A 14492-nucleotide genomic window follows, 5' to 3' on the forward strand; every position below is an offset into this window, starting at 1 on the left:
TGCGGATCACTCGCTGACCACGCCAGTCGGCGCCGTCTCGATCTTGAAGGCGGCCGAGATCAGCGCCCGAGTATAGTCGGTTTGCGGATTTCCAAAAATTTGTTCGGAAGGGCCGGCTTCGACGATCTGGCCATTGCGCATGACGATGACGTCATTGGCCAGCGCCCGGATGACCTTGAGGTCGTGGCTGATGAAAAGATAGGCGAGGTCGTGCTTGGCCTGCAAATTGCGCAGCAGATCGACGACCTGGGCCTGCACGCTCATGTCGAGCGCCGATGTCGGCTCGTCCAGCATGACGAAGCGCGGGTTGAGCACCATGGCGCGGGCGATGGCAACACGTTGGCGCTGGCCGCCGGAAAACTCGTGCGGATAGCGGTTGCGGGTTGCCGGATCGAGCCCGACCTCCTTCAGCACGGCGGCCACCTTGTCGTCGCGCTCGTCGGGCGACAGCTTCGGCTCGTGGATCTTCAGGCCTTCCTCGATGATCTCGGCGATCGACATGCGCGGGCTGAGCGAGCCGAACGGATCCTGGAAGACGATCTGCAATTCGCGCCTGAGCGGTCGCATCGCGTTGAAGGTGAGCTGGTTGATGTCGCGGCCGTTGAACTGGATCGTCCCGGTCGACGAGATCATGCGCGCCAGCGCCAGGCCGAGCGTCGTCTTGCCCGAACCGGATTCGCCGACCACGCCCAGCGTCTGGCCGGCGCGCACGGTGACGTCGATGCCGTCGACCGCCTTCACATGATCGATCGTGCGCCGGAAGAACCCCTGCTTGATCGGAAACCACACCTTGATGTCCTTGCCGGTCATGACAGGCTTGGCGTCGGCATTGGCGGCCGGCGGCTTGCCTTTCGGCTCGGCGGCCAGAAGATGGCGTGTATAGGGGTGCTGCGGGTTGGCGAAGATGTCCTTGGTCGGTCCGGTCTCGACGATCTTGCCCTTGGTCATCACGCAGACCCGGTCGGCGATCTTGCGCACGATGCCGAGGTCATGGGTGATGAACAGCATCGACATGCCCTTGCGGCTTTTGAGGCCCGCGAGCAGTTCGAGGATCTGTGCCTGCACCGTGACGTCGAGCGCGGTCGTCGGCTCGTCCGCGATTAACAGTTCCGGCTCGTTGGCGAGCGCCATGGCGATCATGACGCGCTGGCGCTGGCCGCCGGACAGCTGATGCGGATAGGCGTCCAGACGCTTCTGCGGATCGCGGATACCGACCTCGTTGAGCAGGGCCAGCGTGCGCGCCTTGGCCGGACGGTCGCCCATGCCTTGATGCAGCTTCAGGATTTCGACGATCTGGTGCTCGATCGTGTGCAACGGATTGAGCGAGGTCATCGGCTCCTGGAAGATCATGGTGATCTTGTTGCCGCGCACCTGGCGCAATTGCTTCTCGCTCGTGGCGAGCAGGTCGGCACCCTGAAACAGGATCTTGCCTGAGGGGTGGCTGGCGCTGGGATAGGGCAGCAGCTTCAGCACCGACAGCGCCGAGACCGATTTGCCGGAGCCGGATTCGCCGACCAGCGCCACCGTCTCGCCCTTGGCGATGTCGAACGAGATGTGGTCGACGGCGACAGACTGGCCGCCACCCTGGCTGAAGGAGACGCTGAGGTCCTGCACGCTGAGCAAGGGAGCATCGCTCATTTGAACGTCTTGCGCGGATCGAAGGCGTCGCGCGTCGCCTCGCCGACAAAAACCAGCAGCGACAGCATCAGCGAGATGACGACGAAGCCGGAAATGCCGAGCCAGGGCGCGTTGAGATTGCGCTGCGCCTGCTTGAGCAGTTCGCCGAGCGAGGCGGAGCCGGGCGGCAGGCCGAAGCCGAGATAGTCTAGCGAGGTCAGCGTCGAGATCGAGCCGCTCAGCAAAAAGGGCAGGAAGGTCAATGTCGCCACCATGGCGTTGGGCAGCAGATGCCGGAACATGATGGTGCGGTTGGGCACGCCGAGCGCGCGCGCCGCGTTGACATATTCGAAGTTGCGGGCGCGCAGGAACTCCGCCCGCACCACCCCGACCAGCGCCACCCAGGAAAACAGCAGCATCAGGCCGAGCAGGATGAAGAAGCCCGGCGGCAGGATGGCGGCGACGATGAGCAGCAGATAAAGCACGGGAATGGCCGACCAGATCTCGATGAAGCGCTGGAACAGCAGATCCGTCCAGCCGCCGAAATAGCCCTGCAAGGCACCGGCGCCGACGCCGATCAGCGCCGAACCCGCGGTCAGGATCAGGCCGAACAGCACCGAAATGCGGAAGCCGTAAATGACGCGCGCCAGCACGTCGCGCGCCTGGTCGTCGGTGCCGAACCAGTTCCAGTTGCCGACATTGCAGGCCGGGTCATCGGCTCCTCGTGGATATTGGTTGCAGCGCGTCTTGGCGTCATATTCCCATGATGGCTTGGCCGGCGCTGCTTCCGGAATGGCGTTATTGACGGTCTGGTAGGAATAGCGGATCGGCGGCCAGATCATCCAGCCATGGGCGTTGATCTCGTCCTGGATAACCGGGTCGCGGTAATCGGTGACGGCATAGAAGCCGCCGAATTTTTCCTCGGGGTAAGCGACCATCACCGGGAAAAGGATCTCGCCCTTGTAGGAAGCGATAATCGGCTTGTCGTTGGCGATGAATTCGGCAAACAGCGACAGCACGAACAGGACGAGGAAAATCCACAGCGACCAGTAGCCGCGCCGGTTGGCTTTGAAATTCTGCAGGCGGCGCTTGTTGAGCGGCGACAGGAACGGCCGTGGGAGCCGCTCCGGCAAGACACCGGCGGTTACCCTTGCCTCCGACATCAGATGTCTCTCCGCTCGAAATCGATGCGCGGATCGACCCAGGTGTACATCAGGTCGGACAGGAGCCCGACGAAGAGGCCAAGCAGCGAGAAGATATAAAGGTTGGCGAACACCACCGGATAGTCGCGCTCGACCACGGACCGGAAGCCGAGCAGGCCGAGCCCGTCGAGCGAAAAGATGTTCTCGATCAGCAGCGATCCCGTGAAGAAGGCCGAGATGAAGGCACCCGGGAAGCCGGCGATGACGATCAGCATGGCGTTGCGAAAAACGTGGCCATAAAGCACCTGCCGTTCCGACAGGCCCTTGGCGCGCGCCGTCACCACATACTGCTTGCGGATTTCCTCCAGGAAGGAGTTCTTGGTCAAAAGCGTGGTCGTTGCGAAGGCCGACAACACCAGCGCCGTCAGCGGCAGCGTCATGTGCCAGAAATAATCGACGATCTTGGCCGGCCACGACAATTGGTCCCAATTGTCCGAGACGATGCCGCGCAACGGGAACCAGTCCCAGAACGAGCCGCCAGCGAACAGCACCATCAAAAGGATGCCGAACAGGAAGCCTGGAATGGCATAGCCGACGATGACGACCCCACTGGTCCAGACGTCGAAGGGCGTGCCGTCCTTCACCGCCTTGCGAATGCCGAGCGGGATCGAGATCAGATAGGACAACAAGGTGATCCAGAGCCCGATCGAAATCGATACGGGCATCTTTTCCAGGATCAGGTCGAGCACCGAGATATCGCGGAAATAGCTGTTGCCGAAATCGAACCTGGCATAATTCCACAGCATCATGCCGAAGCGCTCGAGCGGCGGCTTGTCGAAACCGAACTGCTTCTCCAGCTTCTTGATGAATTCCGGATCGAGGCCCTGGGCGCCGCGATATTTCGAGCTGACATCGCCGGCGACATCGAAATTGGAGCCGCCTGCATCGCCGCCACCACCGCCGAGGCGGTCGCTGCCGCCCTGGTTGGTCAGTTTGGCGATGACCTGCTCGACCGGCCCGCCAGGCGCGAACTGGATAACGGCGAACGATATCGCCATGATGCCGAACAGGGTCGGGATCATCAAAAGGATGCGGCGCAGTATATAGGCGCCCATCAGGTGTCATCCTCCTCGAGGAGAGCCACCGCGCCTTGCGGCACCCGCAAGGCAATCGCTCCGGGCCAAATGTCGACGCGGGCGCCGCCCCTTTCTCCCCGTATAGTGACGGGGAGAAAGGGGCTGGCCGCAGTCTCGGCGTTCTTAATGCGACTCTCGTAGTTGGCGAAACCGTTGGTGAGAGCGCCCCTCGCCCCGTCGCTATACGGGGAGAGGATGCCGGCAGGCAGGTGAGGGGCAGCGCCAACACCCCCAAGGAATTCAGCCTTTGCCAATTTTTGCCGCCTTGCCTTTATCGAACCACCACAGCGTCTCGACCGGAAAGCCGTAATCGGGCTTTTGCTCGGGAAAGCCGAACATGTCCCAATAGGCAACGCGATGATTCGCCAGGAACCAACTAGGAATCCAATCGCATCGCGCACGCAAGACCCGGTCGAGCGCCCGCATCGCCACGGTCAGGTTTTCACGGTCCTTTGCCGCGCCCACGGCATTGATCAGCGTGTCGACAGCGGGATCGGAGATACCCGGCAAGTTGCGGGAGCCGGAGACGCCGGCGGTGCTCGAATGGAAGAAGACTTCGAGATCATCCCGAGTCGGCGTCGCGCTGAACGAAAAGGCAGCAGACAAGAGGTCGAAGTCGAAACTCGCCTGCCTGGACTGGTATTGCGCCGAATCCACCAACCGTATCGTGGCGTCGATGCCGATCGCCTTCATGTTGGCGACCCAGGGCGAATAGACCTGGACGAAGGTGTCGTCATCGACCATGAACTCGGCTGAAAGCCGGCCTCCCTTGTCGTTAACGACAAAGTCGCCTGATCGCTTCCACCCGGCGGCGGACAGAAGTTTTGCCGCTTGGCCAAGCAGCTTGCGGTCGCGACCGGAGCCGTCGGATGCGGGCTGGGTCACTGCCTCGCCGAAGACCTCTGCCGGCAACTGGCTTCGCAGCGGCTCCAGCAGAGCCAGTTCTTGCGGCGACGGTGTCCCTTCGGCGCGAAAGTCCGATTTCTCGAAGCAGGATTGCGAACGCTCGTACGAGCCGTAGAAGAAGTTGCGGCGCGTCCACTCGAAATCGAAACATAGCGCGAGCGCCCGCCTCACCCTAGGGTCGCGAAACTGCTCTCGCCGCTGATTGACCGCGGTGGCCTGCATCGAGGGTCGCTTTTCGGCCGGGAATTCATGCTTGGCCACTTTGCCCGCGGTCATTGCAGGGAAGTCATAGGCGGTGGCCCAAACGCGTGACACGAATTCCTCGCGATAAGTGATCTCACCTTTCTTGAAGGCTTCGAATCCGGCGTTGCGGTTCTGGTAGAACTCGATGCGGATACGATCGAAATTGTTCTGTCCGCGATTGAACGCGAGGTCACGACCCCAATAGTCCGCCACCCGATCGTACTCGATCCATGCGCCGGCCGAGAAACGCCCGACCTTGTAGGCGCCGGACCCGAGCGGCGGGTTCAATTGCGAGGAATCGAAGGGATTTGCCGTGTAGAAGGCCTTGGACAGGATCGGGAATTCCACCACGTTGAGCACGGTCCGGGCGGATTGCTTGCCGGAAAAAGTAAGCCGCAGTGTGCGGTCATCGACGGCAACGGCATCGATCATGTGCGTCAGCGACAGCGATAGGTCGGGATGGCCCTTCTCCTTGTAGAGCTTGAGGGTGAAGGCAGCATCCTGCGCCGTCAGCGGCGTGCCGTCATGGAAACGCGTCTCGGGTCGAAGCGAGAAGGTGAAGCCATTGCGGTCGTCGGAGAGCGTCACGCCATCCGCGATCTGGCCATATACCGCGTCGGGTTCATCGAGCGCCCGCACCATCAGCGCGTCGAAACACATCTCCATGCGTGGCGGCGCATCGCCCTTGTTGGCGAAGGAGTTCAGCGTGTTGAAAGTCTGCGTATCCTGGTTGTAACCCCAATTCGGCGGCGAGAAATTGAAGATGCCGCCCTTGGGCGCATCGACTTTGACATAGTCGAAATGCGGGAAATCAGGCTTGTATTTGAGGTCGCCGAAGGCGGAAAGGCCGTGCAGCTTGGTGCCGGTCGCAACGTTTGCAAAGGCTTTGCCCGGCATCAGCGCTGCTGCAGCGGCAGCGCCACCCAAAGCCAGGAAATCGCGGCGGGGCAGGGCCGCCATCAATTCAGACCCTTGTACTTGGCCGCCAGCGCAGCTTCTTTCTTAGGATCAATCCACCAGGAATCGAGATCCGGGCCCAGGTAAGTCGGCTGGTTTTCCGGAATGCCGAACTTGTCCCAATAGGCCAGCCAGACCACGGACCGGGTGAATTGCGGGACGAGATAAAAATTCCACAACAAAACGCGGTCGAGTGCATGGGTAGCGGCGAGCAGGTCGTCACGATCAGTCGCGAAGATAACGCGCTCAACCAGTGCATCCACCGCCGGATTCTTGATCCCCGAGTAATTTCGCGAGCCCGGCGTATCGGCCGCCTTTGAACTCCAGAATTCACGTTGCTCGTTGCCCGGCGAATCCGATTGCGACAGTCGAGACGTTATCATGTCGTAGTCGAAATCATTGAGTCGAGCGATGTATTGGCTGGTATCGACGATCCTGAACGACGCAGCGACCCCGATCTTTCGCAACATGGTCACGAACGGATTGACGGTTGTTTCGGCGCCTTGATCGAACCCCAGAATCTCGATGGTGAAAGGCTCCCCGCTTTTCTCATTGGTCATCTGGCCATTCTGGATTCTCCAGCCGGCTGCCGCAAACAGGTCGATCGCTTTGCGTAAATTCTGCCGCTCCGCCTGGGGGCTATCGAAGACCGGAGGTTTGAATTCCTGGGTAAACAGTTCCGGCGGCAGTTTGTCCTTATATGGATTGAGTATCTCCAGTTCCTTGCCTTGCGGAAGGCCGCTTGAGGCAAGGTCACTGCCCATGAAATAGCTGTTGGCACGGGTGTTGAGACCGAAGGACTGGGTGCGGTTCAAGGTTTCAAAATCGAAGGCATAGCCGAGCGCCTCGCGCACGCGTCGATCCTGGAACTTCGCGCGACGCGTGTTCATGATGAAGCCTTGCATCGAAGCGAGGGACGTTGCCTTGAATTCCCGCTTGATCACGTCGCCGGCTCCGAGAGCCGGAAAATTGTAGCGCGTCATCCATAGGCGCGCGCTGTTTTCAGAGTGGATGTCTTCGTACCCGCCCTTGGTGAAAGCTTGCCACGCGGCATTGTCGTCGAGAATGTAAGTATAGCGTCGAACATCGATATTGTTGCGTCCAACATTGATGCCGAGATCGGCCGCCCAGAAGTCGGGAACCCGCCGCCAGACGACTTCCGAGCCGGGTTTGAAGCTCTCGATCTGGTAGGGGCCAGAGCCGAGCGGGATCTCGAGACTTGGCTTGGTGATATCACGCTTTTTTCCGCTGGCGTCGGTGCCTTCCCACCAGTGTTTCGGCAGCACTACGACGTCCGCCATAATCAGCGGCAGCTCCCGATTTCCCTTTTGATTGAACCGAAATTCCACTTCCCGATCAGACACCGCGACAGCGTCGGTGACGTTGGCGAAATAATGGTTGAACTGCGGGCTTTCCTTTTTGAGGAAGTTGAATGACCAAACCACGTCATCCGCGGTGATCGGTTGGCCATCATGCCATCTGGCACGCGGGTCGAGTCGGTAAGTCGCGGATGAAAAATCAGCCGGATACTTATAGGCTTCGGCGATCTCGGGGTGATTGACGCTACCCTCGTCTAGGGATTTGGCCATCAGCGACTGGTAGAGCAGCCCACCCTGATAGTTCAATCCTGCGGCGGGGGTGCCGCGTGCGATGAACGGGTTGAAACTATCGAAGGTGCCGAGTTCCACCGAATTCAGCGTTCCGCCTTTGGGCGCGTTCGGATTGACGTAATCATAGTGCTGGAAGTTGTCGCCATATTTGGATTCGCCGATCAGCGATGATGTCGTGCGCCACTCGTCGGCCAGGGCCGCCTGCAACCCCGCGGCCAGCAGGGCCGCCGCCAGCAATGATTTGAGAAGCACCCGGCCAAGCGTCATCCACTGTCCTCTTCGCGATGCGTGCCATCATCCAGAAAGGCAATCTAGATGATTTGTCGCGCGTGAAAACCGCCATGCGCGGCTTTGTCGCCGCATATGCGATTTTCCTAACGAAAAAGCCGGGCTGAACCCGGCTTTTTCAAGGTCGTCGAGACGATATTTGGGTTATTGAGCAGGCGCCGGTGCTGGGGCGGCCGGAGCTGGTGCGGCGGGAGCCGCAGGTGCCGCCGGCTTGGCGGGAGCAGCCCCTTCGGCCGGCTTGGCCGGTGCGGCACCTTCAGCCGGCTTGGCCGGCGCCGTCGCGTCGGCGGCAGCGCCCGGCGCGGGCAGCGGCTTGGGATTGTCCGACAGCGTGCGCAGATAGGCGATGACGTTGGCGCGGTCCTCTTCCTTGGGCAGGCCGGCGAAGCCCATCGCCGTGCCTTTCACGAATTTCTTCGGCGAGGTGATGAAGTGGTTGATGTTGTCGTAGGTCCACTTCTCGGCGCCGCCCTTGGAAAACTCCTTCATGCCGGCCGAATAGGCGAAGCCCTCATGCGCGGCGACGGGGCGGTCGATGAGATCCCACAAATCCGGGCCGACCTTGTTGGGGCCGCCCTTCTCGCCGGAGTGGCAGGCCTGGCATTTCTTGAAGATGGCGGCGCCCTGTTCGACACTTGCGCTGGCCAGAAGATCTGCGATCGGCTTTTCGGCTGCTGCCGGCCCGGCGGGGCCGCCCTCGGCGGGCTCGGCGGCCTCGATGGCGAAGCCGGGCTTTTCCGGAGCGGGCGAGGCAAACAGCGCGTCCGACACGATGCCGACCGAGAAGACCACGAAAATGGTTCCGAGCAATCCGGCGAGCAGCTTGTTGACTTCGTTGGAATCCATACGCCCCTTGCTCCCTTTTCCGGCGGACCGATCCGTCCACTCCGTCCGTCGGTATCGAGACCTGCCCTCCAGAGCCGGTCAAATCGGGCGGAAACTAGGTCTTTTGCTCCGGCGTTGCAACACCTATAAGGGCGCTTCCAGTGAGACCTTTTGCCACTTTCCCCTCCTCGTTTCGAACGCCTTGCCAGACCGATGTCAACCTTGATCCTGATCCCCGCCCGCATGGCCTCGACCCGGCTCCCGGGCAAGCCGCTGGCCGACATATCCGGCGCCCCGATGATCGTCCACGTAACGCGCCGCGCCGCCGAGGCCGGGCTTGGTCGTGTGGTGGTGGCGACCGACACGCAAAGCGTGGCCGAAGCGGTGCGGGCGCATGGTTTCGAGGCGGTGATGACGCGCTTGGATCATGAGTCGGGTTCGGATCGCATCCACGAGGCACTGTTGGCACTCGATCCCCGGGGCGAAGTCGAAACGATCGTCAATGTGCAGGGCGACCTGCCGACCATCGATCCCGGCATCATCGCCGCTTCGCTCAGGCCGTTCGACGACCCCTTGGTGGATATCGCCACGCTCGGCGTCGAGATCGTCCGCGAGGGGGAAAAGACCAATCCTAACGTCGTCAAGATCGTCGGGTCGCCGCTCACCGGCACGCGGTTGCGGGCGCTTTACTTCACCCGCGCCACGGCACCCTGGGGTGAGGGGCCGCTCTATCACCACGTCGGCCTATACGCCTATCGACGCGCGGCACTCGAGCGTTTCGTCGCGCTGAAGCCGTCGCCGCTTGAGCGCCGCGAGCGGCTGGAGCAGCTGCGGGCCCTGGAAGCCGGCATGCGCATCGACGCCGAGATCGTGCAGTCGCTGCCGCTTGGTGTCGACACCCCTGAAGACCTGGACCGTGCCAGGCAAATCCTTTCCAACTGAGATATCAGCATGCCTGAAAAGACCAATAGAATATCCTTCCAGGGCGAGCCCGGCGCCAATTCCGACACCGCCAGCCGCAACGTCTATCCCTCTATGGAGCCATTGCCGTGCCCGACCTTCGAGGACGCGTTCAATGCCGTGGAGACCGGCAAGGCCGATCTTGCCATGATCCCGATCGAGAACACCATCGCAGGGCGCGTCGCCGACATCCACCACCTTCTGCCGGAATCGAAGCTGCACATCGTCGGCGAATATTTCCTGCCGATCCATTTCCAGCTGATGGTGCTGCCGGGCGTCAGGCGCGACGAGATCAAGACCGTGCACACCCACATCCACGCCCTCGGCCAATGCCGCAAATACATCCGCAAGAACGGGTGGAAGGGAGTGGTCGCCGGCGACACGGCGGGCGCCGCCAAGATGGTCTCCGAGGTCAAGGACCGCACCATGGCCGCGTTGTCGCCGGCGCTGGCAGCGACGCTCTACGGGCTCGACATCATCGAGGAGAATGTCGAGGACACCGACAGCAACGTCACCCGCTTCGTCGTCCTGACCAAAAGCAAGCAATGGGCCGAGCGCCCGTCACCCGACGTCAAGATGATGACGACCTTCATCTTTCGCGTCCGTAACGTGCCGGCCGCGCTCTACAAGGCCATGGGCGGCTTCGCCACCAACGGCATCAACATGACAAAGCTGGAAAGCTACCAGCTCGGCGCCTTCACGGCGACGCTGTTCTACGCCGACATCGAGGGCCACCCCGACGATCCGCTGGTCAAGCTGGCGCTCGACGAGCTGCGGTTCTTCTCGCGCGAAGTGCGGATCCTCGGTGTCTATCCAGCGAGCGAGTCACGCGAGCAGTGGAAGGTGGCGGATTGAGCTACCAGCCCAACGGCACGTAGTCGATCTCCATGAAGGTCTCGACTTCCGGCACCCAGCGGTCGCGCACGAAGGCGACATGGTCGGGATGGTCGTTGTACCTGGTGTAGGCGGCCTGGTCGGCGAACTCCATCGAGAAGCCGAACTGATAGTCGTTCTTCGGGCTGACCTGCCGCAATTGCTCGAAATGCGTGACGCCCCGGATCGCCGAGAGGATTTTCCTGGCGTCGACGAGGAACCGCTTTTCCTCCAGCGAATGCGGTGGGTGCTTCAGCGTGAAGACGACGGTGTGACGGATCATTTGTCTCTCCTGCAATGACTTCGATATTCGTTATTCGCTGTCGACCCAGGCGCGGATGAGGTGGTGCGCAATGGCGCCTTTCGGCGGCGTGACCAGATTGTCGGGATGCGTTCGGTCCAGCATCAGGCGCACCTCGTCGCGCAAAAACCAGCGGCAGTCCTCCAGTTCGTTGAGATCGGCCTGGATGTCCTCGTTGAGCGGCTCGCCGAAGCATCCGATCATCAGCGAATAGGGGAACGGCCAGGGCTGGCTGGCGTGGTAGACGACGCGGCCGAGCCGGATGCCCGCCTCTTCCAGCGTTTCGCGGCGCACCGCCGCCTCGATCGTCTCGCCCGGCTCGATGAAGCCGGCAAGCGCCGAATACATGCCCGGCGCGAAATGCCGGCCGCGCCCGAGCAGGCATTTCTCCCGCGTCGTCGTCAGCATGATCGCTACCGGGTCGGTGCGCGGAAAATGCTCAGTGCCGCAATTGGGGCAATGCCGCTTGTAGCCGCCGGCCCGCATCTGCGATTGCGTGCCGCATTTGCTGCAGAAGCGGTGGCTGGCGTGCCAGGCAAGCAGGGCGGCGCCCTGCGCCATCGCGCCGGCGGCCGCTTCGTCGATCAGCCCTTGCATATAGACCGAGCGGTAATCGATCGCCTTGACGGTTTCGGGCAGCTGTTCGGCATCGACGCCCGCCAGCACCGCCAGCACCGGCCCCTGTTCGGAAAAGCCGAGCAGCACGCCCTGGTCGACAGAAGGGCTGAAGGGCTCGCTTTCGGCGATGCCGAACCATGGGTCGAGGCGGCCGCCCTCGCCGGGCTTCAGCAGGAGCCTGCCGCCATTCATCAACAGCAGCCGCGTCGTCGGATCGGCCAGCGCCTTGTCGACCGAATCGTCGGCGCGGTTCTCGGATTGCCGGTCGATCGTGTTGCCGGCAAAGCCGACGAACTGGCTCGGCTCGCGCACGGGCGCGTCAAACAGGCGGAAGGTCATATGGACTCTGGTGTTTTGGGATGGACATGCTTGGGATGGACACGGCAAGGCTTATAGCGCTGCCCTTATCGTTTCGGCAAACCGGCGCAGATCGGAACGCTGATAGGGCTCGCGCAGGCCGTGCCCCCAGACTGGGCCGGGCCAGCCGGGATCGCCCTCGGACCGTGCGATGATGTGGACATGCAGTTGGCGCACGATGTTGCCGAGCGCACCGGTGTTGATCTTGGTGCAGCCGCTCACTTTCTTCAGCGCCTGCGCCACCATATTGGTCTCGAAGGTCAGCATCGCCTGGTCGAGCGGCGTCATGTCATGGATCTCCTCCGCGCCCGGCCGCTGCGGCACCAGGAGCAGCCATGGCCAACGGCGGTCGTTCATCACCCGCAATTCGCACAGCCCCAGCCACATCAATTGCTCGCTGTCAGCCTCCAGCCGGGCATCCAGCGTGAATCCGGCCTTCAGGCCCGGCAGCATCGGCGTTTCCCTTGCTTTTCTTGGTTTCCTCAAACCATGAACGCTAGAGCGGCTGCACCGGTGCTGCAAGCGAATCTGGTGGTCCGCGGTGCCGATTTGCCTGCGCACTTGCATTTCGTCGCGCAATTGCCGATATGGACAGCGGGAGGTTGGTGGTGGACGATCCACTCGCCAACCGGGTCAGGTCCGGAAGGAAGCAGCCCTAACGAGCCCGGAACGGGTCATTGTTCCAGCCTCCCACCTCATCGGCCCTCCTCGCGACATTGACGACGCATTGCAGCGCGGGCGAGACTATGCGCAGGAATCGGCGCCTGTGGGCGCGGCCTTTTGGAGCTTAACGGGCGAATGAGCGAAGCCGGAAATTCGGGCCCCGATAGTCTGGCGACGGGCAAGGCCGCTGCCTACCGCGTGCTGGCGCGCAAATACCGTCCGTCGAATTTTTCCGAACTCGTCGGCCAGGAGCCGATGGTGCGCACCCTCACCAACGCCTTTGCCACCGGCCGCATTGCCCAGGCCTGGATGCTGACCGGCGTGCGCGGCGTCGGCAAGACCACCACCGCGCGCATTTTGGCGCGTGCCCTGAACTATAAAACCGCCACCACGGATCAGCCCTCGGTCGACCTCGCCGTGCTTGGCGAGCACTGCCAGGCGATCATGGAAGGCCGCCATGTCGACGTCATCGAGATGGACGCCGCTTCGCACACCGGCATCGACGACATCAGGGACATCATCGAGCGCGTGCGCTACGCGCCGGTCTCGGCCCGCTACAAGGTCTACATCATCGACGAAGTGCACATGCTGTCGACGCAGGCCTTCAATGGCCTGCTGAAGACGCTGGAAGAGCCGCCGCCGCACGTCAAGTTCATCTTCGCCACCACCGAGATCCGCAAGGTTCCGATCACCGTCCTGTCGCGCTGCCAGCGATTCGACCTGAGGCGCATCGACGCCGGCGCGCTCGTCTCGCATCTCTCCTCGATCGCCGGCAAGGAAGGCATTTCGGTCGACGACGACGCGCTGGCGATGATCGCGCGCGCTGCGGAAGGTTCCGCCCGCGATTCGCTCTCCATTCTCGACCAGGCGATCGCCCATGGCGCCGGCTCGGTCAGCGCCGAGGCCGTGCGCGCCATGCTGGGGCTGGCCGACCGCGCCCGCATCGTCGATCTGTTCGAACATGTGATGAAGGGCGATGTGGCGGCAGCCCTTGGGGAGTTTCGCGCGCAATACGATACCGGCGCCGATCCGGCCGCCGTGCTCACCGATCTTGCCGAGTTCAACCATCTCGTCACCAGACTGCGCTTCGTGCCGACCGCGATGGACGATGCCTCGCTGTCGCAGGACGAGCGTCAGCGCGGTGCCGATTTCGCCCGGGCGTTGTCGGTCAGAGTGCTGTCGCGGACCTGGCAGATGCTGCTCAAGGGCATTCCCGAGGTGCAGTCCTCCAACAGGCCGGTCAGTGCCGCCGAAATGGTGTTGATCCGGCTGGCGCATGCCGCCGACCTCCCGACATTGGACGAGGCGCTGAGATCGCTGGAGAGCGGCGCCTCGGCAACTGGCGCCGCGCCGCGCCCGAACGGCGCGCCGATGAGCCCCGGCCCCGTAAATCCCGGCAATGGCGGCAATGGCGCCGGCGCCGTGGCGCAGGCGCGCATGCCTGGCGGCTCGGGCGGCGCGCAGACCATGCGGCTGGTCGAGGCCACGCCTACTCCGACTGCATTCGTCGCGCCCCCGCAGCCGGCGCCGGAGACGCAAGCCGTACCGCTGAAATCGCTGGCCGACATCGTTGCCCTTGCCGACGCGAAACGCGACATTGCCTTCAAGGTGCTGATCAAGAGCTGCATCCGCCTCGTGCGCATCGAACCGGGCCGCATCGACGTAAGCCTGACCGACGATGCGCCCAAGATGCTGCTCAACGACCTGACGACCAAGCTGCGCGCCTGGACCGGCCGCAACTGGCTGGTGTCGCTGTCGAAGGAGGAGGGCGGCCAGACGCTGGCCGAGATGGAATCGACGAAGCGTGAAAACGCTTTCCTCGATGCCAGGAACGACCCGACCGTGGCCTCCATCCTGGCCCGCTTTCCCGGCGCCAAGATCATCGATGTGCGCATTCCCGACACGCCCGACGCCGACGCGAGCGAGGCCGAAATGCCGGTCGAGCCGCCGGCCGATGACGACGAACCCTGATATCCAGCACTAATCCGCAAAGGAT

The 14492-nt window shown here is 62.5% G+C and carries 12 protein-coding genes and 1 other RNA gene; 4 read left to right on the plus strand and 9 right to left on the minus strand.

The features are described from left to right. Window positions 1–6: 6 nt before the first annotated feature. The 6 genes from LB571_RS07800 to LB571_RS07825 form a co-directional block, all read right to left on the minus strand. Window positions 7–1638 (minus strand): ABC transporter ATP-binding protein, encoded by a 1632-nt coding sequence (locus LB571_RS07800; RefSeq protein ID WP_140660616.1) that lies wholly within the window; start codon window positions 1636–1638, stop codon window positions 7–9. Next, window positions 1635–2780 (minus strand): ABC transporter permease, encoded by a 1146-nt coding sequence (locus LB571_RS07805; RefSeq protein WP_140660617.1) that lies wholly within the window; start codon window positions 2778–2780, stop codon window positions 1635–1637. The genes LB571_RS07800 and LB571_RS07805 overlap by 4 nt, the downstream gene beginning before the upstream one ends. Next, window positions 2780–3874 carry a microcin C ABC transporter permease YejB gene (locus tag LB571_RS07810; RefSeq protein ID WP_015314055.1) on the minus strand — a complete coding sequence of 365 codons (1095 nt, stop codon included), beginning with the start codon at window positions 3872–3874 and terminating at the stop codon, window positions 2780–2782. Before LB571_RS07810 ends, LB571_RS07805 begins: the two co-directional genes overlap by 1 nt. Window positions 3875–4135: 261 nt before the next feature. After that, window positions 4136–6004 carry an extracellular solute-binding protein gene (locus tag LB571_RS07815; protein ID WP_224593519.1) on the minus strand — a complete coding sequence of 623 codons (1869 nt, stop codon included), beginning with the start codon at window positions 6002–6004 and terminating at the stop codon, window positions 4136–4138. Further along, the gene (locus LB571_RS07820) at window positions 6004–7878 is read right to left on the minus strand and encodes an extracellular solute-binding protein (protein WP_224593523.1); all 1875 of its coding nucleotides are present in this window, start codon (window positions 7876–7878) and stop codon (window positions 6004–6006) included. The genes LB571_RS07815 and LB571_RS07820 overlap by 1 nt, the downstream gene beginning before the upstream one ends. A gap of 165 nt (window positions 7879–8043) precedes the next feature. Continuing rightward, window positions 8044–8745: a c-type cytochrome gene (locus LB571_RS07825; RefSeq protein WP_140660620.1), complete on the minus strand. Its 702-nt coding sequence runs from the start codon at window positions 8743–8745 to the stop codon at window positions 8044–8046. Between the two features lie 192 nt (window positions 8746–8937). Here LB571_RS07825 and LB571_RS07830 point away from each other — a divergent pair, with 192 nt between their 5' ends. Then, window positions 8938–9666: a 3-deoxy-manno-octulosonate cytidylyltransferase gene (locus tag LB571_RS07830; RefSeq protein ID WP_224593527.1), complete on the plus strand. Its 729-nt coding sequence runs from the start codon at window positions 8938–8940 to the stop codon at window positions 9664–9666. Between the two features lie 9 nt (window positions 9667–9675). Continuing rightward, complete coding sequence (locus LB571_RS07835) at window positions 9676–10539, plus strand: prephenate dehydratase (RefSeq protein ID WP_015314050.1); 864 nt, start codon at window positions 9676–9678, stop codon at window positions 10537–10539. Window position 10540: 1 nt separating this feature from the next. Here LB571_RS07835 and LB571_RS07840 read toward each other — a convergent pair whose 3' ends face one another. From LB571_RS07840 to LB571_RS07850, 3 genes are read right to left on the minus strand one after another with little or no spacing between them, the layout of a single operon-like run. Then, window positions 10541–10840, minus strand: a complete 300-nt coding sequence (locus LB571_RS07840; RefSeq protein ID WP_015314049.1) for a Dabb family protein — start codon at window positions 10838–10840, stop codon at window positions 10541–10543. A 30-nt stretch (window positions 10841–10870) separates the two neighbouring features. Then, on the minus strand, window positions 10871–11815 hold the full coding sequence (gene nudC / locus LB571_RS07845; RefSeq protein ID WP_140723011.1) for an NAD(+) diphosphatase: 945 nt from the start codon (window positions 11813–11815) through the stop codon (window positions 10871–10873). Window positions 11816–11866: 51 nt separating this feature from the next. Further along, window positions 11867–12286, minus strand: coding sequence for an HIT domain-containing protein (locus LB571_RS07850; RefSeq protein ID WP_015314047.1), 420 nt, complete (start codon window positions 12284–12286; stop codon window positions 11867–11869). A gap of 144 nt (window positions 12287–12430) precedes the next feature. On the opposite strand from LB571_RS07850, the gene ffs reads away from it, so the two are divergent. Next, window positions 12431–12527, plus strand: an RNA gene (gene ffs, locus LB571_RS07855) — signal recognition particle sRNA small type. Window positions 12528–12631: 104 nt separating this feature from the next. After that, a complete protein-coding gene (locus LB571_RS07860) occupies window positions 12632–14467 on the plus strand; it encodes a DNA polymerase III subunit gamma/tau (protein WP_140878320.1) in 1836 nt (611 codons plus the stop codon). The last annotated feature ends 25 nt before the right edge of the window (window positions 14468–14492 follow it).

Origin of the sequence: Mesorhizobium sp. BR1-1-4 (assembly GCF_020165375.1) — a bacterium.
GTDB classification, from domain to species: Bacteria; Pseudomonadota; Alphaproteobacteria; order Rhizobiales; family Rhizobiaceae; genus Mesorhizobium; species Mesorhizobium australicum.